The organism is Marinitoga hydrogenitolerans DSM 16785, from assembly GCF_900129175.1.
Classification (GTDB): Bacteria; Thermotogota; Thermotogae; order Petrotogales; family Petrotogaceae; genus Marinitoga; species Marinitoga hydrogenitolerans.
In genome coordinates, this window is sequence record NZ_FQUI01000003.1 from 1 (window position 1) to 23,359 (window position 23,359).

Below are 23,359 nucleotides of genomic sequence, written 5' to 3' on the forward strand. Positions count from 1 at the left end.
AAAATAACAAAAAAGCGAGAGATTATCTCTCGCTTTTTTGTTTGGGGTGGCATGTGGGATTTGAACCCACGACATCCTGATCCACAGTCAGGCGTTCTACCACTGAACTAATGCCACCATCACTAAATAAAAATAAGGTGGCGCGCCCAGAGGGACTCGAACCCCCAACCCTTGGATTAGAAATCCAATGCTCTATCCTATTGAGCTATGGGCGCTGGAGCGGCCGACGAGACTCGAACTCGCAACCCCTGGCTTGGAAGGCCAGTGTTCTACCAATTGAACTACAGCCGCACTTTTAAAAAGTCGCCACCTTCTGGTCGGAGCGACTGGGATCGAACCAGCGACCTCCGGTTCCCAAGACCGGCGCGCTACCATCTGCGCTACGCTCCGACACGTCAATCTTAATCAGACGTCCGAGAATTATAATACCACAAAAATCATTACCAGTCAAGTAAAAAAATATTTCAAGATTTTTACAAGTTATAAATCATCTAAATTCTTAATTATTTTTTGAAGTACATCAGGTTCTTCATAAAATGAAATTAACTCTCCATTTTTTAATAAAATAGTTAAGCAAAAACTTTCCAAATATGGTTTATGTAAAGTTCTTATTTGTTTATTGGGTATAAACAAATCCTGCATTTTTGCATAGTATAATTCTTGTTTCCCTTTTATATCATATAAATTATACGACTCAATATCCTCTTTTGAAATTATTTGATTATAATAATCACCATTTGGTGTTTTAAGAGAATATGCAATGTGGTTTTCTCCGATTGCAAATGTGGAAGAAATTAATTTTCCAATTTCTTCTAGGGAAGAAATTTCCCCACGACCAAAAAACAAATGATAAAAATTCCAATCTTTAAAATTAAAATTGTTATTTTTAATATGTTCTTTTAAAATATCAAATTTTTTTTCCTCATTAGCCGCAACTAAAAAAATACCAGAAACAACTAATAGATAAAACAAAATGAAAAAATTAGTGAACCCAAAAAGCAAAGCAAATGCTTCGCTTCCAAGAATAGTTGCAGCTAGAAATGAAAACGCTTGTTTTCCTCTGTTTTTTAGAATATGATAAAAAATTATGAATAATATTAATGAAATGAGAAAAAATAACCAGCCTTTTATAAATAGTTGAAAAAAAGGTATTAATCCAAATATAATTGACAATATTAAATAATTCATATATACACCTACTTTCCCACACAAAAGTTTCCAAAAATGTTATCTAGGAGTGTTTCTGTATAATCTTCACCAGTTAATTCGTTTAATCCTTCAATAGCTTTTCTAACATCAAACATTATAGCATCATTTGTTAATCCGATTTCTATACTTTCAATAGCTTTTTTTATTGAATCAATAGCCTTTTTCACTGATAATTTTTGTCTTTCGTTAATAAGAGTAAATTCATTTGTAATAACATTATTTTTAAGTTTTTTATATATTAAATCTTCAAGATTTTTAATATTTCCACTTGAAGCAGAGATTCTGACAATATCATGATCTTTCCATGGAATTTCAAAATTATCTTCATTTTTAATATCTGATTTATTAATTACAATAATAATTTCTTTATTTTTTAAATTTTTTAGTTTTTCATAAATTTCAATATCGTATTCTTCAATACCTGTGATATTATCCAGAACAAATAGAATTAATTTTGATTCTTCAATAGCCTTTATAGATCTCTCAACACCTATTTTTTCAACAATATCATCTGTTCTTCGTATTCCTGCAGTATCAATAGATTTTATATAAATACCTCTAATATTAAGATTTTCTTCAATGGTATCACGTGTAGTGCCGGGAATATCTGTTACTATTGCTCTATCCTTTCTGAGTAAGGCATTTAATAATGTTGATTTTCCAGCATTTGGTTTTCCAACTATTGCCATTTTTATGCCATCAATAGCAGATATACCATTATCAGCATTTTCATACAAGTATTCTAATTCATTCATTATAAAATTTAAAGAATTAAGAAATTCAAAATTATCAACCTCAAAATCATCGGGATAATCCATTTCAACTTCAATTCTTGCGGCAATATTGAACAATTCATTTTTTAACTTTTTTATTCTTTGTGAAAGTTTTCCTTCCATTTGATTAGCCGCAGCTTTTAAAGCAAAATCAGAGTTTGCATGGATCAATTCGTTTATAGCTTCAGCTTTTACTAAATCCATTTTTTTATTCATTACAGCTCTTTTTGAAAATTCACCGGGTAAAGCTTCTCTAATACCTTTGGATAAAATTAAATTTAAAATTTTTTTTGTTACTAAGATACCGCCATGACCAAAAATTTCAAGCATATCTTCACCAGTATAACTTTTTGGCCCTTTATGATAAACCCATGTAACTTCATCTAATATTTCATTGTCTTTTTTGATCCACCCATAATACATTTTTTTTGGTTCGGGATTTTTTATATTAAATATTTCATCAATAAACTTTAAAACTTTTGTTCCACTAAGCCTTATAACAGAAATGGCTCCTGTTCCTAAAGGAGAAGAAATAGCTGCTATTGTATCAAAAATCATAAAATCACTCCCGAATAACATTTTATATTATTATACCACTAAAAAATATCATTATATGAAATATTACGTGAAAAAACAATTGACATAACAAAGATATTTTGATATAATTTTCGCAATATAGACAAGGAGGGGATATGAAATGACGGGGTATTTAGTTAAGTTGAGAGCGTATTCAAAAAAAGATTTAGATAAAACGTTAGAATATATTAATGATTTAGAAGTAAGAAAATATATAAATCCAGGAATAGTCTTTCCATTTCGTTATGAAGATGAAGAAAAATGGTATGAAAGTATTAATCCTGATAATGGCGGAAAATATACTTTTGCAATTGAAAAAATAGAGGATAATAAATATATAGGTGGATGTGGAATTAATGAAATTGATTGGAAAAATTCTGTAGCGACGGTTGGTATTTTTATAGGAAAACCATTTTGGAATAAAGGATATGGAACTGAAGCTATGAAATTATTGGTTAATTTTGTTTTTAATGAGATGAATATAAATAAAGTAAAATTAAGTGTATTTAGTTTTAATAAAAGAGCGATTAGATCTTATGAAAAAATAGGGTTTAAGGTTGAAGGAGTATTAAGAGAAGAGATTTTTAGAGATGGAATATATCATGATGAAATAATAATGGGAATTTTAAGAAAAGAGTGGGTATAATAATATTAAAATATTTTATTTAAGAAAACGTATTGGTAGTATGTGAGGTTTTATGTAAAAACCTATTTCTGAATAGTATTCTGAAAATAAATTTAATTGTTGAATTGAAAAATATCATTTTAGATTTTTGAAATAATTTATGATTTTTAAAAAAAGCAGCGTGATTTACGCTGCTTTTTTAGTGAATCCGTTTTTCCATTTCTATTTGTTTTAAAAAAGGAGTAAATTCATATTTTTTTATCAATGAATATAATGGATCATTTTCTGGTAAAGAGACAATAGTTACATTTTTAAAATTTAAATCAGCAAATCTATTTAGCAAATCTTCTAAAATTTCTTCGTATTTTGTTGGGTCGATTATTGGCGAAGTATCAACGATAAAAGCACCTTCTTTTGTTGTTCCCCAAACAACATATCCTATAGTAAATCCTTTTTGGATTATTTTTTCCATTTGATACCTATCTCTTGATAATTCTAAAGTTTTTGGTTCTCTTTGCCAATTTGGATTTCTTCCAATATAATGTAAAGCTTCAACAGCTCTATCATGAATCCATTTATGGTCTGTTATTGTATATTTGAATTTTGGTTTATTTATTTTATCTAAATATTTGATAAAACTTTCCAATATGCGTTTTTCTTTGAACCCATGTTTTTGATAAAATTTCTTTGCATTAATTTCTTCATTAACAACTTCCAGAGTTATCTTGGTAATACCTTTCCATTTCATTTTTTCGGTGGTGTAGTATAAAAGTTCAGAACCATATCCTTTTAATCTAAATTCTTTTAAAAAACCAAAAGCATCAATTCTTCCTCTTACTCCTCTAATAGAGACTAATGAAAAACCTATTGGTTTATCTTTTTCATAAACAATATAAGAATCATCTAAAGAGATTGAATTTTCTCTCAAATCATGCTCAAATGAGGTTATTGTCCAATTAATGGGAACGGTATAATCTTTGAAAGTTTGATTCACCAGGTCAACAATAGCAATCTTAGGAACTTCAGAAGCTTTTTTAAATTCCATAAAAATCCCCCCTTTTTGTGTTTCTATTATAAATTATAACATAATTATAAATAAAATTTTAGATTTAACCTAAAAACATAAAAACTGGCTTTTAAGCCAGTTTTTATGTTGAAATATCTAATCCTTTTCTTGTTGGTTGGTTAACCTGTTGTTTTATCACGTTTCCAGCCTGTTTCATAGCTTCTCGCCATGCTTCTAATAGAGTGTTTAATAAAGATTTTATTTCTTCTAAAATCTCAATGTTTTTGTTTAAATTTGCTTCTAAAAGCCGCCTATACATGTAGTTATATAGAGACCTTAAATTTTTAGAGATTTCTCCGCCTTTTTCCATATCTAAAGATAAATTTAATTCCATAATAATATCTTCGACTCTGACAATTTGATTATGTGCCTCGGCTATTTTTTTGTTTTTTATCATGTTGATAGCTCTATTTAGCCTTTCTATTGAATTTAAATATAATAATTCTACCAGTTTTGCCGGACTGGCAGTTTTCACCATATTTTCTACATAACTATTTGCATTTTGGAAATTATTTGGTTGATACATTTAACCACCTCACTCGATTTCACCAATAGCTCTTTGAAATGCTTTTTTGAAAATTTCCAAAATTTCAGAAAATTCGTAATCAAGTATATCAGAGATTTCTACATTATCAGAAATATTTTGTGATTCTATAATTTTTTCCAAAATTTCTTTTTGTTTGTCCATTTCTTCTTTTGTTATGAAGGGTTTATTTAACACTTTTGAAGCCTGTGAAAGTATCGTATTCATAGCCTGTAACCCTTCAGCTAAAGCATTAATCATCTTGTGTCCCTCTTTAGTATTTAACATGACCTCTTTTGATATAGAACTTAAAGAGTTTTCAATTTTATAGATATACTGTTCTCCTTCTAACAGTAATTTTCTAACAAGGCCATATAAATCGTCAAAAATCAATTCTATTTCTTCTCCACCTTCGAAAAAAGCATTTTTTATTTCATCATAAAATTTCATAGGAATTTCTTTTTCATTTATTTTCATTCCAGTAAGAACAGAGTTTCTTCTTTCTGTTTGAAAAAAGTTAACTAATTCATTAAAATTATTAAATTGATCCTTTGAAAATATCCTTTCAAAAATTTGATTATCTGATTCATATATAACCTTTACTTTTATATTATCCATAAAAATTACCTCCTGGATTATCTCATATTTTATATCGTCTGATACAATTATAACATTAATTCATCTAAAAAACAAAGGATATTGTAAAAAACATTTAATATTAAAAATACGATTTTGACAAGAAATAATGTTGACAATAAAAGAAAAAAAGAATATAATAATAAACGTATTGTTTATTATAGTACACATAATAGAGAAAAAAATATCGTTTTATTCGCGTGAGAAATTATTAAATATTTTGTAATAGGCTTAAATAAAAGATTATATGTGCTTATTATAAAAAACAAAAAAGATATATTAAAAATACAGGTGATATTATGAAGATAGGTGAAAAGCTTAAAAGATTAAGACTTTCAAGAGGTTTGACTCAAGAAGAGTTAGCAACAAGAGCCGATTTAACGCGTGGGTTTATTTCGCAATTAGAAAGGGATTTAACTTCACCTACTCTTGAAAGTTTAGAAATGATTTTAAGAGCATTAGGAACTAATTTAAAAGAGTTTTTTTCTGATTTTGAAGAAAAAAAGATTATATATAAAAAATCTGAAAGAGTACCAATGTATGATACACCAGAAGGTGTAAAAGAAGAGTTACTTATGACTGATACGGAAGTAAAAAGGATTGAACCGATGATAGTGGAATTAGAACCAATGAGTCAAACAGAAGAAGAAAATTATCATGAAGGTTCGGAATTTGGATATATTTTAGAAGGAAATATTGAATTATGGTTAGATGATGTTAAATATAAAGCGAAAACAGGAGATGCATTTTATTTTAAATCAGACAAAATACATTATATAAAAAATTCCAGCAAAAAGAAAAAAGCAAAAATTTTATGGATAGAAATACAGTAAAAATTCCATGGGGAGGGTTGTATATGGCAAAATCATTAGGTAGACATATTATAGCAGAATTTTATGAATGTGATAAAGATATATTAGATGATGTAGATAAAATTGAAGAATTAATGAAAAAAGCTTCTATTGAATCGGGAGCTACAATTGTGACTTCAACTTTCCACCGATTTTTGCCCCATGGGGTGAGTGGAGCTGTTATTGTTTCTGAATCGCATTTTGCAATTCATACATGGCCTGAATACGGATATGCATCTGTTGATATTTATACTTGTGGGGATCATGTAGATCCGTGGAAAAGTTTTGAATTTTTAAAAAAAGCATTTGATTCTCAAAGAGCACAAACAATTGAACATTTAAGAGGGGTATATGAGGAAATCGGAATTGATGAAAATTCACCACATAAAGTGGAAGTTTAAGGAGGGGTAAAAATGGAAAAGAATCTTGAACCAGGTAGACATTTATTATATATGGAATGGTATACAGGTGGAGATGTTGGATTATTTATGAAAATGAATAGAGTTTTATTTTCAGGTCAAAGTGAATATCAGAGAGTTGATGTTTTTGAAAATCCAGAGTTGGGAAGAGTTTTTTCATTAGATGGTATTACAATGACAACAGAAGTTGATGAATTTATGTATCATGAAATGTTAGTGCATGTGCCAATGTTCATTCATCCTAATCCAAAAAGAGTATTAATCATTGGTGGTGGAGATGGTGGTTCTACAAGAGAAGCTTTAAAACATCCATCTGTTGAAGAAGTTATATTGTGTGAAATAGACCCTATGGTAATTGAAGCAGCAAGAAATTATTTACCTACAACAAGTGTGGAATTTAATAATCCTAAATTAAAGATAGTAAACGAAAATGGTGCAGAATATGTAAAACAATTTGAAAATTATTTTGATGTGATTATTGTTGATTCTACAGATCCTACTGCAGGTGAAGGAGGACATTTATTTACAGAAGATTTTTATAAAGCATGTAATAACGCATTAACAGAAAATGGAGTGTTTTCAGCGGAGACAGAAGATCCTTTTTATGATAGAGCATGGGTTGGAATTGCATATAACAGGATAAAGAGTGCATTTCCTATTACAAAAGTATATATGGGATTCATGACAACGTATCCTTCTGGAATGTGGAGCTATACATTTGCATCAAAAGGATTAGATCCATTAAAAGATTTTGATCCAGAAAAAGTAAGAAGTTTTGAAAAGAGAGATACATTAAAGTATTACAATGAAGAAATTCATGTTGCAAGTTTTGCTTTACCGAACTTTGTAAAAAAATTAATTGGTATAGAAAAATAAAAAAACGGTGGTAATTCCACCGTTTTTTTATACGTTGGGAGTGAGTGTATGTCCAGAGAGTATATAGTGCCAATTTTTATTCCACATGCAGGGTGTAAAAAGATTTGTGTTTTTTGTAATGAATATTCAGCAACAGGTATAAAATTAAAACCCAATATAGAAGAATTAAACGCGACATTTTATAGATATATAAAGTATTTTCCGCAAAATAAAAAAACATATATAGCTTTTTATGGTTCAACTTTTACTGGAATGTCTAATATTCAAATGCAATTTTATTTAGATTGGGCTCAAGAAAAAATTAATAATAGTGAATCTTATGGAATACGATTTTCAACATCACCAGAAGAAATTACAGAAGAAAAAATAGAAATATTAAGAAAATACGATATCAATTTTATTGAAATTGGGGTACAATCTTTTTTTGATGATGTTTTAAAAGCTGCCAATAGACCACATGATTTAGAAGATGTATGGAACGCAATAGAATTGCTTGAGAAAAATAATATTGATTATGGCATTCATTTGATGACAGGGTTACCTAAGAGTACATATAATAAAGATATAAATTCGGCTATGATAACGACACTTTTAAAAGCAAAAAGCGTTAGGATACATCCAACAGTAATACTTAAAAATTCAACTCTTGAAAAAATGTATAAAAATAAAGAATATATTCCAGAATCTTTAGATGAGGCAGTTGAAAAAGTATCAAAAATGACTGAAATAATAGAAGCCTCAGGAAAGAAGGTAATAAGACTAGGAATATGTTTATATGGCAAAGAAAGGGAAAATGTAGTAGTAGGTCCATATCATGATTCTTTTGGTGATTTAATTAGAACAAAAATTGCAGAAGATATAATAATTTTTTTTGAAGAGCTTAAAGTACCTATAAAATTCAAATCTAATTTTATAGGTTTTAAAAGAAAAAATTCAAAGTTGCTTGAAAAATCAAAAATAGAGTTTCATAATGAGGAATATTTTATATATAAAAATGAGAAATTTGAATATAGTGATATATTGAATAAATTAGTGGAAAATATTGAAAAAAAATAAAATCATCACATTGAGGCGAGAGCCTCAATTTTTTTATAATATATGATATAATTAAATTAAAAATAACAGAAAATATGCAAAGGAGGCCATCAATATGCAATTTTATATGCCAACAAAGTTATATTATGGTAATGATATTATTTCTCAGCATAAAGAAGAAATGATTTTAGGAGAAAAGGCAATTATAGTTACTGGGAGAAATTCTGCAAAAATAACAGGAGCTCTTGACGATGTGCTTTCTGTTTTAAAAGACTTTAATGTACCATATATTCATTACGATGAAATAGGTGAAAACCCCACGTATGAAATGGTTTTAAAAGGTAAAGAATTAGCAATTAAGAATGAGTGTGATTTTGTTATTGCTATAGGTGGAGGTAGTCCTATGGATGCAGGAAAGGCAATTGCGGTTTTAGCTGCTAATCCTGACTTAAGTCCAGATAATTTGTTTGATATGAATAATTATGATGTTGCATTACCAATAGTAACTATTCCCACAACAGCAGGTACAGGGAGTGAAGTGACAGAATATGCAGTATTAACAAAACCAAATGGAAGAAAAAGCGGATTCAAAAGTGATTTGATTTTTCCAGATGTTTCTTACTTGGATTCAAAATATATGGTGAAAATGAATAAATCCTTAACAATAACAACAGCAGTAGATGCATTATCTCATGCAGTTGAAGGAATTCTTTCTAAAAAATCCACAACAATTTCAAATATTCTTGCTCGTGAGGCTATAACCTTAATATATAATTACTTACCTCAAACACTTGAAAATCCTGAAAATATTGAATTTAGAGAAAAGTTAGCAATAGCGTCAACCTTAGCAGGTATGGTAATTGCTCAAACAGGAACAATACTTCCGCATGCTATGGGTTATAGAATTACTATCCATAAGAAAATAAGACATGGCCAAGCAACAGCTCTTTTTTTGCCTTTAATTGCAGATGAAGTAAAAAGATTTAATCCTGAAAAAACTAAAATTATAGAAAAAATATTTGGATCGTTAGAGGAGTTTGAAAAATTTTTGAAGAAAATAGGTGTATATGATTTAAAAATTGAATTTTCTGAGGAAGAACTTGAATTATATTCTGACGAAATAATGAGTTCTTCTCATATTAAAAATACTCCTGGTGAATATAATAAAGATAAAATAAAGGAAATGTATAAAAAAATTACAAAAATATGATAAAATATTTAATAGATTTGAGGTGTATAGGCATTGAAAATATTTCTTGTAAGACATGGTATGACAGATTGGAATTTAGAAAGAAAATGGCAGGGGAATGTCGATATAGAATTGAACGAAATAGGGTTAAAACAGGCAGAAAATTTAGGTAAAAGATTTAAAAATGAACATTTTGCAAAGGTTTATACATCCCCATTAAAAAGAGCTTATAAAACAGCGTTACCCATAGCCAAAAATATAAAAACCGAGCCTAAAATTATAAAAGATTTTATGGAAGTGCACGTATCATTATGGAATGGATATAATATAAATCAAGTAAAAAAGCGTTTTACTAAAGAATTTGAATTGTGGTCAAATGATCCATGGGCATTTGTTAATGGTGTGGAATCTTTAGGTGAAGTGCAGCAAAGAGGTGTCAAGGCATTAAAAAATGTAATAGCAGAAAATAATGATAATATAGTTATAGTTTCACATGCGTTATTAATTAGAACGATAATTTGTTGGGTTTTAAATTTACCATTAAATCAACATAGACATTTTATGTTAGATAATGCATCAGTTACTACAATTGAATTTAACGAAAACAAATTGAGACTATTAAATTTAAATGAAACATGGCACCTTGATTTAGAGAAAATAATTCATCCAAAAACAGTGGAGGAAGAAATATGAGGTTATATACCTATTTTTTACCAGAAATAAGTGTGGAAACTCATAAATATTATGTTGTTATAGATACATTGAGAGCAACATCAACAATAGCAACAGCATTATCTGTTGGAGCTGAATATATATCTGTGGTGGATAATCCTGATGAAGCATTTAAGATTAAAGAAGATAATACACTTTTAGTAGGTGAAAGAAATGCTATGAAAATATCTGGATTTGATTATTCAAATTCACCTTCAGAAATATTAAAAAATGCTGCACATTTTAAAGATAAAAAAATAGTATTATGTACCACCAATGGCTCTAAAGCTCTATTATTAGCTAATTCTAAAGGTATTACTATTGCGACTTCTTTATTGAACTTAAAAGCAACATTGCAATATCTTATAGCAAAAAAGATAGATGATATAGGAATTATATGTAGTGGTACGGATGGACGTGTTTCACTTGAAGATGTATTTACTGCAGGAAGGATTCTTTCCGTTTTGTCAAAACAGGATATTACTTATTTTAATGATGAATCATATATTGCATTGAATATGGCTAATATTCCACATACGAGAATAATGCAATATTCTACTCATTCTCAAAAACTGAAAAAAATAGGGTTAGACAAAGATTTAACAATGTGTTTTAACGAAAGTTTATTAAATGTTGTTCCTATTTCAAAAATGGGGAAAAATTGTTTTAAATCAAAAATAGATATTTAATTTGGAGGTGTAGTATGAAAAAAGTAGTTTTAGTTTTACTATTAATCATGGTTAGTATTCTTTCTTTTTCAGATGTAATAGGGTATTTAACAAAAGAAGGTAAAGTTTTGCAAGATTATTCTTTAGATGATAAAATGTTTGAAATTGAGTATTTAAATAGGATTAATTCTTTACAACAAAGTGGGCAACAATATGATAAAATGAAAGAGCCATATTATAGATTGTCAACAATAAAAGAACTTCTAAATTATAAAATTCTTGAATATTATGCAAAAGAAAATGGATATGTTATAGATGAAAATAAAATAAATCAACAAGTAGAAGATTTAGCTTCCCAATATTTAAGTAATCCTCAGACAAAAGATCAAATAATAAATTATTTTGGTTCTGAGGAAAAGCTTAAAGATTATTTAAGAAATGCATTATCATCAAGTGAATATTATAAATATATAGATTCAACAATTGGTAAGGTTTCTGAGAAAGAATTAAATGAATATATAAAAAACAATTTTGAAGACATAAAATTAAGGAATGAAAAGATATTAACCAAACATATTTTAGTTACTGATGAGTCTACTGCAAACAAAATTTTAAGTGAAATTAAAAGTGGGGAAATTTCATTTGAGGATGCAGCAAAAAAATATTCTATAGATAAACAATCTGCTGTAGATGGTGGTAGTATAAATTGGGTCGCGAAAAATCAAGTAGTTCCAGAATATTTTGAGGCAGCATTCAATGCAAATGTTGGCGATATAGTAGGTCCTGTTAAAACAGATTATGGGTATCATATAATTAAAGTTGAAGGGAAAAAAGTATATAATACAGTAGATGATGTGGAATCAGATAAAGTTCTTTTAGAAAATATAAAAGCAGAAGTAAAAAATAGTAAATTATATGAATGGTATACAGATTATTCAAAAGATTTTAGTTACGCTTTAAAATATGAACCTTTAATATATGAAGATAGAATTGAAAAAGCAAAAACATTAGATGAAAAAATAGATATAGAAAAAAAATTATATGATGCAATTAGGACAAAAACTGAAGCTCCAGAGTTATGGAAGATTAGTTATTTAAATTTAGTTAAAGAACTAAATAAGTCTTTATCAGAGATAGTTGAATTGGAAAATATCATTTTAAAATATAAAAACAGTGAATATATTAAAATGAGCGATAAAGAAATAAGTGATAAAATTGATGAACTTGATTCGGAGATTAGCCAAATAAAAGATAAGAAAGATAAAAATGATAAAATGAATTTAAGCAAAGATTTGCAAGGGTTATATTATGCAAAAGTTATGTATCCAGAATTATTTACAAAAGAAATAGATATTAGCGATACTGAAAAATATCTGAATGAATTGAAAAGTAAAGAATTCAATGTCTTAGAAGAAATGTATATGAAAAATAAAGATATGGATACTTTAATAAGATTATATCAATTAAATCCAGATGATCCACAAATTTCATTTGAATATAATTATACATATTATCAATATATAAAGCAATATATTCCATCACAACCAAAAGATGTAATTCAACCGGAACTGGAAAAAATATTTCAGGCTTTTGAAAAAATAGTGTCAATCACAAATGATGAAGAAATAAAAACAAAGTCACAAAAAGTTATAGAAGAAATAAAAGTAACATTGAGAAATATGATGAAAGATAATAATTAAAAAAGCCCCTTTGACGCTTTCAGGATGAAGCCAATCTCTTCTTTAGAGAATCAAAAGAGTATTTTAATTATAAAATATAGAGTTATACAAGTTTTTTGAAAATTTTAGATAAAAACAAAAAAAAGCGCCAAAAGGCGCTTTTTTGAAGGAGTGATTATATGGGTGCTTTAGGAAAAATATATAATGCGACTTCTATTGTAACCATGAATTCAAATGGGAAAATAAATGGAATAACAGTTGCTTGGATAACTAGAGTATCGATAAAGCCACCTATGATAGCTATTTCAATAGGGAAGGAAAGATATTCTCACAAACTGCTAGAGGAGACTGATAAATTTGGTATATGTATTTTATCAAAAGAGCAAATGGAAATAGCGAGGTATTTTGGAAGTAGAAGTGGAGAAAAATACAATAAATTTGAAAATGTAAATTATGAATTAACTGAAAATGGAATACCTAAAATAAAAAATATTGTAGCTTTTTTTGAATGCAAAATAGTTAACAAAGCAGATGCGGGAGACCATACAATATATATTGGAAAAGTTGAAAAAGAAGAGTTATTAAAAACTGAAATACCATTATTATATGGAGAACACAAATTAATATAATAGCAGCTAAGCTGCTATTATATTAATATTATTTCATAATCTTTACTTCCAAGACCAATTTTTTCTGCATGATTTAACCCCGCTTCCCAATCAGCATTAGGATGGACAAACTTAAATTTATCTTTTCCTAAGAAATCATGTGAATGATCTTTATAAATTTTACTTCCAGGAAGTACAGGTGCATTTTTAACTAAATCAACACTTGCCATATCAAGAGCGACAGGATCAAAGGAAGCCGCAATACCAATATCAGGAACGATAGGATAATCATTATTAGACCAACAATCACAATCTGGAGAAACATTCATAATAAAGTTTATATAAAATGCAGGTTTATCTTTTACTATGGCATAAGTATATTCTGCGATTTTTTTATTCATTATTTCAGAAGACTCATTCCACACAACCTGTGCAGCATTATATTGGCAAACAGCTACACATTGACCACATCCAACGCATTTTTCATAATCAATATATGCGATTTTATCTTCATTTAAATGAATGGCATCATGAGCACAATTTTTTACACAAATACCACATCCAACGCAATTTTTTTCTACAATTTTAGGTTGAGATGTAGAATGTAATTCCAACTTGCCACCTCTTGATGCACAACCCATCCCTAAATTTTTTAACGTTCCACCAAAACCAGCTTGTTCATGACCTTTAAAATGTGCCATAGATATGATTATATCACTATCAACTATAGCCGATCCTATTTTTGCGGTTTTACAATATTCTAAATTAATTGGGATTTCAATATATTCTGTACCTTTTAATCCATCAGCTATAATAACCTGACATCCAGTCGATAATGGATTAAAACCATTTTCATATGCGCTTTCAAGGTGATCGAGAGCATTTGCTCTTCTACCAGAATAAAGAGTATTCGAATCGGTTAAAAATGGACGACCTCCCAATTCTTTAATTAATTTAACCAACCTTGCTGCATAATTAGGTCTGATATATGCAAGGTTTCCAGGTTCTCCAAAATGTAATTTAATAGCAACAAATTTATTTTCGAAATCAATATTTAATATTCCAGCTTTTTTTACTAAGTTCTCTAATTTATCAAGTAGATTCATTCCAGGTCTTGTTCTTAAATTTGTAAAATAAACCTTTGAAGCCATAAAATCCCCCCCTTTTTATAACCTTTTATTTTTATTATAACATAAATTATTTTTATTATAACATAAATCCATCTTGTTTTTTTGACATGAGAAACATTATATGATAAAATAATTAGTAAAACTAAACAAAGATGGGGGGAGTAAATGTGGTTAAGGCTTATTTTTTATTAATTTTAGTTACCTTTATATGGGGAAGTACATTTCCATTAGTAAAAATGAATGTTGGAAGCAATGATGTATATATTTTTCTTACAATGAGGTTTGCCATTGCTTCATTATTATCATTTCTTATCTGGAAAAAGCAATCGTTTAAACATGGAGTTATAATAGGAATTTTTATAGCATTAGGATTTATTACTCAAACAATAGGGTTAACCTTAACAACAGCATCTAAAAGTGGTTTTATAACCTCCTTATATATAATAATGGTTCCATTTTTTTCTTATTTAATAGAAAAAGAAAAAGCTCATATGAATCATATAATAGCTCTTCCCCTTGCAGCTATAGGATCGTATTTGTTGTCAGGAGGTATTTCTGGTTTTAATTTAGGAGATTTTTTAACAGTAATATGTGCCATAGCCTTTGCATTATCAATGGTATATATTACAAAATATTCCAAAGTTGAAAAAGAAACATCATTGTTGGGCTATCAATTTCTTATAGTTGCTGTATTAAATGGAATATTATCATTTACTAAGCCTATTCATATTACATGGTCTATGTTTGGAACTGCTATGTTTACAGCTTTATTTGCAACGATATTTGCAACACTTATTCAATTAAAGTATCAAAAGGTTGTTTCTACAAATACAACAGCGTTTATTTTTGTTGGAGAACCAATTTTTGCCATGTTATCAGCATATATATTTTTAGGAGAAAGAATGAACACTCAGCAAATTATAGGTGCTTTGATATTATTATCAGCTTTGATTATAGCTTCTGTAAAATTTGGAATTAAGGAAGTAAGAGAAATATAATAGAGACCTTAATAGGTCTCTATTTTCTCAACATGTAAGATTTCAGCATTTTTATTTTCATCATAATTAATTTCAATAAAAAATAAACCTTTTTTTTCATATAAATATGGAAGAATCTTTTTGTCTATATTAGTTAGATTTTCTTCTAAAAGTTTATTTTTTTTAATCCACTTTAGAATACCTTCATTACAATAATTTAATTTTCTTTTTTTTATTTTCCCAAGAAAAATGAACAATATCCAATTATAATGTTCTGGGCCTTCTTCAGAAGTAAAAACCTTCAATTTTAAATCATTTAATATAAATCCTGTTTCTTCTAAAAACTCTCTTCTTATAGCTTTTTCAATATCTTCGTTTGTTTCAACTTTCCCACCTGGTGGAACTAATTTTCCGGAAAAAGGTTCTTTTATTCTTTCAAGCATTAAAATTTCATTTTCTTCATTTTCTGCATAACACATTACAGCTATTTTTTGATTATGATTTTTAAATAGTTTTTTTGTATCAAACTGTAATTTTTTCTCTTTTATATATTTTTCCACATTTTCCATTTTTTCACCACTTTTTTGATTTAATTATGCAGCGTGTACAATTTCACCGTCTTCTATCCTTATAATTTTATCACAATATTTTGAAATAACAAGTGTATTATGTGAAATCATTAAAGTGGTTATATTAAGTTCTTTGTTTATTCTTAATGTTAATTCCATAATTTTTTCAGTAACTCTTGGATCTAAAGCAGCAGTATGTTCATCTAATAATAACAATTTTGGTTTAGACATAGTTGCCAGTATTAAGGCAAGAGCCTGTTTTTGTCCACCAGACAATTCTTTTACTTTTGTATTCAATCTTTTTTCTAACCCCATATCTAATCTTTTTAATAAGTCTAAGGAAGGTAATTTTCCGAATTTAAAAAATCTTAAACCTTTTTTTGCACCTAAAATTAAATTTTCTTTTATGGTTAAATCAGGAAATACACCCATGTCAGGATTTTGATATACAATACTAATCATTTTTGAAAGTTGAAAGGGTGTAGCGTTATTCATATTTTTATTATTTATTATATAATCGCCTTTTAAGGGTTTTACCAATCCCATTAAAACTTTGAATAGGGTAGATTTGCCTGCCCCATTAGAACCAATAATTGTAATAAAATCTCCACTATTTATTTTCAAATTAAAATTCTTTAAACCAATTTTTTCATTGGTTTTTCCGTGGTTGTAAATGACAGTGATATTTTTGAGTTCAACCATTTTTTCACCTCCGAATTTCTTAAAGATATTACAATTATTATAAACAATGCAGTTGCTAATTTTAGGTCACTTGCTTTGAACCCTATATTATATCCGTATTTTATAACCATGCTTATTATAACTTGATATAATATCCCACCAATAAGAGGGGCAGGGATTTTTAATAAGAAATCACTTTTAAAAACAATTTCTCCTAAAATGACAGCAGCTAATCCCGTAACTAACATACCCTGTCCCATATTTACATCTGAAAAACCGGCATAAATAGAAAATAAGCCACCGCTTATACCAACTAAAAAATTTCCTATAGATAGACCTAAAATACTTATAATATCAGGATTTACACCTATTGTTAAAACACCTTGCTTGTTTGAACCAAATGCTCTTAATAATGTTCCCAATTCTGTTTTAAGAAATAAATAATATAATAAAAATATAAGAATAGTTATAAAGGATAATTTTAAAAGAGCATAGGTTTCAAATGGATTAACAAATGAAAATGAAGCATCTTTTCCTAATGTGACATTATTATTATTTTCTAATAAAAAATCTAATTTTGTTCCAGAAAGATTTACAGATGATTCCACTGATGTTTTTGGTAAAGATAAATTTGGCCCATTCATTATTCTAATATTTATCGAATAAAGCATAATCATTACCAAAATACTTGCAAGCAAGGGATTTATTTTTGCTTTAGTATGAATTAACCCTGTAAAAAAACCAGAAATACCGGCAAATATTCCACCAATTAATAGTGCGAAAATCCAATGAATATTATTGTGTAATAATATAACAGTTATTGATCCGCCTAAAACATAGGAACCATCTGTTGTTAAATCTGGAGTGTCTATAATCTTAAAGGTAGTAAATACACCGAGAGACAGTATGGCCAATATTATACCTTGTTCAATAATTTCGATCATATATTCACCTCACAATAGTATCGGCAACATTTAAAAGTGACTCTGGAATGTCAATATTAAATCTTTTAGCAGATTTTAAATTTATTAATAAATTCAACGCACTCATATCCATGGTTTTAGACTCTAAATCTGAAGGGTTTTTTCCATCTATAATTTCATTTGCCATTTTACCAGTTTCTAAACCTAATGAGTAATAGTCAAAGCCAAAGCCGATAACGCTTTTTGCTTGTTTAGCTAGTTCAATATCTCCAGAAATAGAAGGGATAGAATTATCATTAAGTATTTTAGACACACTTTCCATTGAAGAAGCAAGGAGATTGTCTGTGAAAATATATACAACATCAATATCTTTTATTTTTGTATTTAACGAAGTTATCATCTCAGAAGATGTTGTTCCTGGGATTTCTATTATATTTAAATTCAAATCTTTTGCAAATTTTTTTGATAATTCCAATAATGTTTTTGAATTTTGTTCTCCGGGATTAAAAATAATTCCAACATTATGAGCTTTTGGAAAAACCTTTTTCAATAATGACAAATGAACATTTACAGGAAGAAGATCGCTTAAACCAACGATATTTCCTTCGTTTTTTCCAAATCTTTTTATTAAACCAGCACTAATAGGATCAGTTACAGCCGAAAATATTAAAGGCTTATCTTTAATAGTATTAGCAGCAGCTTGTGCGCTTGGTGTAGTTATTGCAATTATAATATCTGCAGAATTTTTAAATTCTTGAGCAATAGAGACAGCATTTTGATATGACCCTTGAGCATTTTGAAAAACTATTTTAACCTCAGGATGCTTTTCTTTAATAGTTTTAATAATAGCGTCTTTTACCTGATTTAAAGCTGGATGATCTACAATTTGTGTAATACCAACTGTTAGAGAAAATCCTGTTAAAGTAACTAATAATACTACTAATAACGCCAACTTTTTCATAATAACACCTCCAGAATTTTTATGTTAGATTTATGTTAGAAAATTTTTTTTAAATAAAAAAAGGTGGATGCCATTTGGCATCCACCTGCATTAACCTCACACCTAAACAAATATGACAAAAGAGGCATGGAGGTCATCTTTGTGGATGCCCTTACCATACCAATAATAATAGCTATTTATATTTTTAATTTGAAAAATTTTATTAATACTCATAATATACACCCCTAAAATAAATTTGAATATATTGTATCATATGTTACATTGTATGTCAAGAGGTATTTAAATTTTATTTTATCCACATAGTTTCGTAAGGTTTTAAATAAATGATTAATTCATTATTTTTTGTTTCTATTTCTTTATTAGAGAGTAAATCAAAAGGTCTTTCAGATAATGTATTTTCTATATTTATTAGAACTTTTTCATTTGAAACATTTGTTAAAATTAAAATTTTTTCATCTTCATACTCTCTAATAAAAGAAAAAACTCTATTGTCTAAAAATAAAACTTTTTGAATTCCTTTAGGATTAAATGCTTTATGATTTGTTCTAATTTTAAGCATATTTTTCATTGCATTAAAAATTCTATATCTTAATGAATTTGGATCATTTATTTCTTTTTCCAATTTGGCATAATCTAATTTTTCTCTGTTAATACTTCTATTCATACCTGTTATTTTTACGCCTTCGTAATAATTTCTTGAACCAAGTAAGCTATGAATATATATGCCAGGAACGCCTTTCATAGACGAAGCTATAGCATAAGCTGAAACAAATTTTTTTATATTTAAATCCATAGTTTCATTTTTTTCGTATAATGCATCGAAATAATTTATATTCAATTCATATGGAGATTTAGTGCCATCTGGATTACTTTTATAAGACACTAAACCTCTATTTTTTAATGTGTGTTCAACTAAGTAATCAACTTCTTCGTCTTTTAAAATTCCTTTTGCAGGCATTAGCCCTATTCCGTCGTGTGAAGCTAAAAAATTAAAAAATGTAGTTTTATCACTTGGAGTTTCCAAAGTATTTGCCCATTGTGATATGTATTTAGCATTTTTTGATAAAAAAGAGTGTAAAACAAGTGGAGGTAATGAAAAATTATAAACCATTTGTGCTTCATTGTAACCATTGCCAAAATATGAAATATTTTCTTTGTGAGGTACATTTGTTTCTGTAATTAAAATAACATTTTTTGCTGTAAGATTAAGAATATCTCTAAATAGTTGTATCATTATATGCGTTTGTTTTAAATGAATACATGAAGTTCCAACCTCTTTCCATAAATAGCCAATAGCATCTAATCTAATTAATTTTGCGCCCTTTTTTGCATAAAATAATAATATTTCTACAATTTCTAAAAATAGATTTTCTGATTTATAATTTAAATCAATCTGATCTTCGCTAAAGGTAGTCCATATATGTTTTTTCCCTTCGTTGGTTTCGTATACGTGTAATAAAGGTAATGCCCTTGGCCTTGTGACGTATTTTAGTTCATCAACAGGTTCCTGCTCAATAAAATAATCTTTAAATTTCGGATTTCCTTTTAAATATTCTTGAAACCATTTGCTTGATTTTGAAATATGATTAATAACGGCATCGAACATCAGATTATAATCTTTAGATAATCTTTCAATGTCACTCCAATCACCTAATTCTGGATTTACTTTCTTATAATCAATTACAGAAAATCCATCATCTGATGAATATGGAAAAAAAGGTAATATATGAACGGTGTTAATAATACCTTTAACATGGTCATTTAAAAATTTATGCAATGTTTGTAATGGTTTTTCTCCATCTCTTTTTATAGAATCACCATATGTAATTAAAATAACATCCTTCTCTGTTAAATTTATTTCCTTATCAGAAATTTTGTATTTTTCTATTAAATTCATTAGTTTATTATAAAGAACATCTGCATTTTCTGTATATAAAAACTTTAACTTATCATATATATTTTGAATCATTGGAAACACCTCTATTTCAAAATTTCTTTGGTTTAATAACATTTTTTAGCTTGTCAAAATGTTCATCGTTGAATTTTTTAGAAACAACCAGATTATATAATAATTCTATTATATACATTTCGCCTATTCTATCATGGGTAAATTCATTTTCAGAAGGATCACTTGGTGTAGTATATACCACTTCATCAGCGACCAAACTTAAAGGAGAATCAACACCTGATGTTATAGCTATTGTATGAGCACCGGCATCTTTAGCTATTTGAGTAGATTTAAAAACATCTCTAATATAGCCAGAATGGCTAATTGATATAACAGTGTCTTCTTCGTTTAAATTAGCTCCAACAATAACCTGCATATGTGGATCAGAATATGCTGCAGTAGGTAATCCTAAAGCAGCAAATTTCAAAGAACTATCAAGAGCTACAGGAAAGGATCTTCCAACGGCAAAAAATATTAATTTCTTTGATTTTAAAATTCTTTCTGCAATTTTATTTAGTAATTCTTTATTTAAATTTTGATATATAATATTTAAGCTATTACAAATTTTGTTATGAAAATGAGAAAACAAATCCTCTTTTTTGGAAGTATCTAATGGTGGTTCTGATAATTCTTTAGCAAGTAAAATTTTGAATTCTTGATAACCAGTAAAACCCAATTTTTTAATTACTCTGTATACAGTAGTTTCACTTACTTCAGACCAATTAGCCAATTCTGTTATGCTATAATGTATAACATCAGGAGCTCTTTCTATAATATAATCGGCAACCTTCTTTTCCCTTTTTGTTAATGAGTTATAAATTCCTTTGATTTTGTTAATTATCATAATATTCACCTCTTATTCTTTTACCCCTCCAGCAGTCAAACCACCTGTTAAATATTTTTCCATCATCATAAATAGAGCAACTACTGGTATAGCTGTTACTACAGAAGCAGCCATCATTTTTGCCCATATAGCATGTTCAGAATTAAAGATTTCATTTAAACCTAAAGGCAAAGTATAAAATTCCGGGAAAGGTCTTACAAAAATAGATGCAAATAAAAATTCATTCCATGCTATCATAAAAGCATAAATATATACAGTAATTATAGCAGGTAAAGATAAAGGAATTATTATTTTTGTGATAACACCCATTCGTGTTGTGCCATCTATAATAGCAGCTTCCTCAATAGATCTTGGAATTGTTCTAAAATAATTTCCAAGCATATATAAGGAAACAGGTATTGTTTGAACAATATAGATAATAAATAAAGCTATAGCTGATTTAAATCCTGAAGAAGTAAGGCCAATTTTTACAAAAATTTGATATAATGGAACTGCTAATATTGTACCTCCAAAAAGATAAACAATCAACACACCACGTTGAATAGTTCCTCTTCCTTTGAAATCTATTCTACTAAAAGCATATGCTCCGAAAATAGAAAGTATCAAACTTACCAAAGCACTTAAACCTGCAATTACCAAACTATTTCTAAAAAATCTTAGAAATGGGAAGGATTCCTTTTTTCTTTGAGCTGTAATTTGAGATAATACTGCTTCTTGCTGCTCTTTAGGTAACGTTTTTATTATTTCAAGTAATTGTTGTTGTTCATTACTTAATTCTTCACGAAGTGATTTTTTAAATCCTAAAAGTATAGCATATGTTTCAAGAGTGGGTCTCTCTGGTATGATTCCAGGTTCAAAAGCATCAGTATCATATCTAAAAGATACAGATAACATCCAGGCAAAAGGATAAGTAATAAAAACAACCAATAATGTAATTAAAAACCAAAAAATAAAAGTTCTTAAAAAGCTTTTTTTCTTTACCATTTTAACACCTTCTTTACATAGAAGCCAATTAATGATATCATTATTATAAATAAAATTGTAGCAATCGCTGCAGCAACACCTTGTTCAGGGATTCCAGAAAAAGCTTTTTCATAAATGTATATGGGTAAAGTATTTGCGAATTTAGACATAAGATAAACTTCATCGAATTTATAAAAATTCCATATACCCCTTAGCAATGCAACAGAAGCAATAACAAAATATAATTCTGGTAATGTTATGTGTAAAAATTTTTGCCAGTTAGTAGCTCCATCTATTTCAGCAGCTTCGTAATAATCTGTAGGGATAGATTGTAATCGTGATAATAACATTAAGTATACAAATGGAAAGTTTCGCCAAATATTGAATACAGAAACAACCCAAAAAGCATTGTTTGGGTTATTAACAAAATCATTTCCTGGATCCATTCCAAAAACAGCTAAAATTTTCATTAATGGTCCATCAATAGGTAAGAAAATATATTTCCAGGCAAACACAATTGCAATTAATGGAGTGACATATGGTAATAACAATAGAGCTCTAACAAAGCCTCTTCCAGGGAATTCTCTATTCATTAATAGAGCCACGCCTAAACCTAAAAGAATACTTCCAATAACGGTAGTAAGTGTGAACAATATAGTAATACCAAATGATTTCCAGAATGAAGAATCTCCAAGTATTTCGACATAATTTTGTAATCCTACAAACCTATTTGGGGCATCTGAAATAGATACCTCAAAAAAACTTAAATAAATATTATAAATAACGGGGTATAAAATTAATAAAGCAATAAGTATAACAGTCGGCAAAACCAGTTTCCATCCGAACCTTGCGTCTTTTTCTTTTAAAGAAATTGCAGGCATTGTAAAACCTCCTTTTTTTAAAAAAAGGGGGATTTTTG

The 23,359-nt window shown here is 28.2% G+C and carries 25 protein-coding genes and 4 tRNA genes; 11 read left to right on the top strand and 18 right to left on the bottom strand.

Going from position 1 to position 23,359, the window contains the following annotated elements; genetic code table 11:
• Positions 1 to 42: 42 nt before the first annotated feature.
• From BUA62_RS01345 to mnmE, 6 genes are all read right to left on the bottom strand, one after another.
• Positions 43 to 117, bottom strand: a tRNA-His gene (locus BUA62_RS01345).
• Between the two features lie 21 nt (positions 118 to 138).
• Positions 139 to 215 (bottom strand) — tRNA-Arg (locus BUA62_RS01350).
• Positions 216 to 291, bottom strand: a tRNA-Gly gene (locus tag BUA62_RS01355).
• 23 nt (positions 292 to 314) lie between these two features.
• Positions 315 to 390: transfer RNA gene (locus BUA62_RS01360), tRNA-Pro, on the bottom strand.
• A 90-nt stretch (positions 391 to 480) separates the two neighbouring features.
• Positions 481 to 1,188, bottom strand: coding sequence for a hypothetical protein (locus BUA62_RS01365; RefSeq protein ID WP_072862657.1), 708 nt, complete (start codon positions 1,186 to 1,188; stop codon positions 481 to 483).
• Positions 1,189 to 1,196: 8 nt separating this feature from the next.
• A complete protein-coding gene (mnmE, locus tag BUA62_RS01370; protein ID WP_072862659.1) occupies positions 1,197 to 2,540 on the bottom strand; it encodes a tRNA uridine-5-carboxymethylaminomethyl(34) synthesis GTPase MnmE in 1,344 nt (447 codons plus the stop codon).
• A gap of 139 nt (positions 2,541 to 2,679) precedes the next feature.
• Between mnmE and BUA62_RS01375 the strand changes: the two genes are divergently transcribed.
• A complete protein-coding gene (locus BUA62_RS01375; protein ID WP_072862661.1) occupies positions 2,680 to 3,204 on the top strand; it encodes a GNAT family N-acetyltransferase in 525 nt (174 codons plus the stop codon).
• A gap of 178 nt (positions 3,205 to 3,382) precedes the next feature.
• Here the strand turns inward: BUA62_RS01375 and BUA62_RS01380 are convergent, their stop codons facing one another.
• The 3 genes from BUA62_RS01380 to BUA62_RS01390 form a co-directional block, all read right to left on the bottom strand.
• Positions 3,383 to 4,228 (bottom strand): GNAT family N-acetyltransferase, encoded by an 846-nt coding sequence (locus BUA62_RS01380; RefSeq protein ID WP_072862664.1) that lies wholly within the window; start codon positions 4,226 to 4,228, stop codon positions 3,383 to 3,385.
• A 103-nt stretch (positions 4,229 to 4,331) separates the two neighbouring features.
• Positions 4,332 to 4,775 (bottom strand): flagellar export chaperone FliS, encoded by a 444-nt coding sequence (fliS, locus tag BUA62_RS01385; protein ID WP_072862666.1) that lies wholly within the window; start codon positions 4,773 to 4,775, stop codon positions 4,332 to 4,334.
• Positions 4,776 to 4,784: 9 nt separating this feature from the next.
• Positions 4,785 to 5,390 (bottom strand): hypothetical protein, encoded by a 606-nt coding sequence (locus BUA62_RS01390; RefSeq protein WP_072862668.1) that lies wholly within the window; start codon positions 5,388 to 5,390, stop codon positions 4,785 to 4,787.
• 317 nt (positions 5,391 to 5,707) lie between these two features.
• On the opposite strand from BUA62_RS01390, the gene BUA62_RS01395 reads away from it, so the two are divergent.
• The 9 genes from BUA62_RS01395 to BUA62_RS01435 all read left to right on the top strand — a co-directional run bounded on the left by BUA62_RS01395 (position 5,708) and on the right by BUA62_RS01435 (position 13,465).
• Positions 5,708 to 6,241: a helix-turn-helix domain-containing protein gene (locus tag BUA62_RS01395; RefSeq protein WP_072862669.1), complete on the top strand. Its 534-nt coding sequence runs from the start codon at positions 5,708 to 5,710 to the stop codon at positions 6,239 to 6,241.
• 23 nt (positions 6,242 to 6,264) lie between these two features.
• Entirely contained in the window at positions 6,265 to 6,660 is a 396-nt protein-coding gene (gene speD / locus BUA62_RS01400; protein WP_072862671.1) for an adenosylmethionine decarboxylase, read from the top strand.
• Between the two features lie 12 nt (positions 6,661 to 6,672).
• Complete coding sequence (gene speE, locus BUA62_RS01405) at positions 6,673 to 7,554, top strand: polyamine aminopropyltransferase (protein WP_072862673.1); 882 nt, start codon at positions 6,673 to 6,675, stop codon at positions 7,552 to 7,554.
• A 48-nt stretch (positions 7,555 to 7,602) separates the two neighbouring features.
• Positions 7,603 to 8,610, top strand: a complete 1,008-nt coding sequence (locus BUA62_RS01410; protein WP_072862675.1) for an elongator complex protein 3 — start codon at positions 7,603 to 7,605, stop codon at positions 8,608 to 8,610.
• A 94-nt stretch (positions 8,611 to 8,704) separates the two neighbouring features.
• Positions 8,705 to 9,799 carry an iron-containing alcohol dehydrogenase family protein gene (locus tag BUA62_RS01415; protein ID WP_072862677.1) on the top strand — a complete coding sequence of 365 codons (1,095 nt, stop codon included), beginning with the start codon at positions 8,705 to 8,707 and terminating at the stop codon, positions 9,797 to 9,799.
• 33 nt (positions 9,800 to 9,832) lie between these two features.
• Positions 9,833 to 10,471: a histidine phosphatase family protein gene (locus BUA62_RS01420; protein ID WP_072862679.1), complete on the top strand. Its 639-nt coding sequence runs from the start codon at positions 9,833 to 9,835 to the stop codon at positions 10,469 to 10,471.
• A complete protein-coding gene (locus BUA62_RS01425) occupies positions 10,468 to 11,178 on the top strand; it encodes a 2-phosphosulfolactate phosphatase (protein ID WP_072862681.1) in 711 nt (236 codons plus the stop codon). The genes BUA62_RS01420 and BUA62_RS01425 overlap by 4 nt, the downstream gene beginning before the upstream one ends.
• A 14-nt stretch (positions 11,179 to 11,192) precedes the next feature.
• Positions 11,193 to 12,857 (top strand): peptidylprolyl isomerase, encoded by a 1,665-nt coding sequence (locus BUA62_RS01430; protein ID WP_072862683.1) that lies wholly within the window; start codon positions 11,193 to 11,195, stop codon positions 12,855 to 12,857.
• 158 nt (positions 12,858 to 13,015) lie between these two features.
• A complete protein-coding gene (locus BUA62_RS01435; RefSeq protein WP_072862685.1) occupies positions 13,016 to 13,465 on the top strand; it encodes a flavin reductase family protein in 450 nt (149 codons plus the stop codon).
• A gap of 17 nt (positions 13,466 to 13,482) precedes the next feature.
• Here BUA62_RS01435 and BUA62_RS01440 read toward each other — a convergent pair whose 3' ends face one another.
• Positions 13,483 to 14,595, bottom strand: coding sequence for a DUF362 domain-containing protein (locus tag BUA62_RS01440; protein ID WP_072862687.1), 1,113 nt, complete (start codon positions 14,593 to 14,595; stop codon positions 13,483 to 13,485).
• A 146-nt stretch (positions 14,596 to 14,741) separates the two neighbouring features.
• Here BUA62_RS01440 and BUA62_RS01445 point away from each other — a divergent pair, with 146 nt between their 5' ends.
• Complete coding sequence (locus BUA62_RS01445) at positions 14,742 to 15,572, top strand: DMT family transporter (RefSeq protein ID WP_072862690.1); 831 nt, start codon at positions 14,742 to 14,744, stop codon at positions 15,570 to 15,572.
• A gap of 8 nt (positions 15,573 to 15,580) precedes the next feature.
• Here BUA62_RS01445 and BUA62_RS01450 read toward each other — a convergent pair whose 3' ends face one another.
• From BUA62_RS01450 to BUA62_RS01485, 8 genes are all read right to left on the bottom strand, one after another.
• Positions 15,581 to 16,120, bottom strand: coding sequence for an NUDIX domain-containing protein (locus BUA62_RS01450; RefSeq protein WP_072862693.1), 540 nt, complete (start codon positions 16,118 to 16,120; stop codon positions 15,581 to 15,583).
• 24 nt (positions 16,121 to 16,144) lie between these two features.
• Positions 16,145 to 16,822: an ABC transporter ATP-binding protein gene (locus BUA62_RS01455; RefSeq protein ID WP_072862695.1), complete on the bottom strand. Its 678-nt coding sequence runs from the start codon at positions 16,820 to 16,822 to the stop codon at positions 16,145 to 16,147.
• Positions 16,756 to 17,745: an ABC transporter permease gene (locus BUA62_RS01460; protein ID WP_072862697.1), complete on the bottom strand. Its 990-nt coding sequence runs from the start codon at positions 17,743 to 17,745 to the stop codon at positions 16,756 to 16,758. The genes BUA62_RS01455 and BUA62_RS01460 overlap by 67 nt, the downstream gene beginning before the upstream one ends.
• Before the next feature lie 4 nt (positions 17,746 to 17,749).
• A complete protein-coding gene (locus BUA62_RS01465) occupies positions 17,750 to 18,685 on the bottom strand; it encodes an ABC transporter substrate-binding protein (protein WP_072862699.1) in 936 nt (311 codons plus the stop codon).
• 286 nt (positions 18,686 to 18,971) lie between these two features.
• On the bottom strand, positions 18,972 to 20,654 hold the full coding sequence (locus tag BUA62_RS01470) for an alpha-amylase family glycosyl hydrolase (RefSeq protein WP_072862701.1): 1,683 nt from the start codon (positions 20,652 to 20,654) through the stop codon (positions 18,972 to 18,974).
• Between the two features lie 16 nt (positions 20,655 to 20,670).
• Positions 20,671 to 21,477 carry a MurR/RpiR family transcriptional regulator gene (locus BUA62_RS01475; protein ID WP_084670648.1) on the bottom strand — a complete coding sequence of 269 codons (807 nt, stop codon included), beginning with the start codon at positions 21,475 to 21,477 and terminating at the stop codon, positions 20,671 to 20,673.
• 12 nt (positions 21,478 to 21,489) lie between these two features.
• Positions 21,490 to 22,461, bottom strand: a complete 972-nt coding sequence (locus tag BUA62_RS01480; protein ID WP_072862703.1) for a carbohydrate ABC transporter permease — start codon at positions 22,459 to 22,461, stop codon at positions 21,490 to 21,492.
• Positions 22,455 to 23,321: a carbohydrate ABC transporter permease gene (locus BUA62_RS01485; protein ID WP_072862705.1), complete on the bottom strand. Its 867-nt coding sequence runs from the start codon at positions 23,319 to 23,321 to the stop codon at positions 22,455 to 22,457. The genes BUA62_RS01480 and BUA62_RS01485 overlap by 7 nt, the downstream gene beginning before the upstream one ends.
• Positions 23,322 to 23,359: the final 38 nt, after the last annotated feature.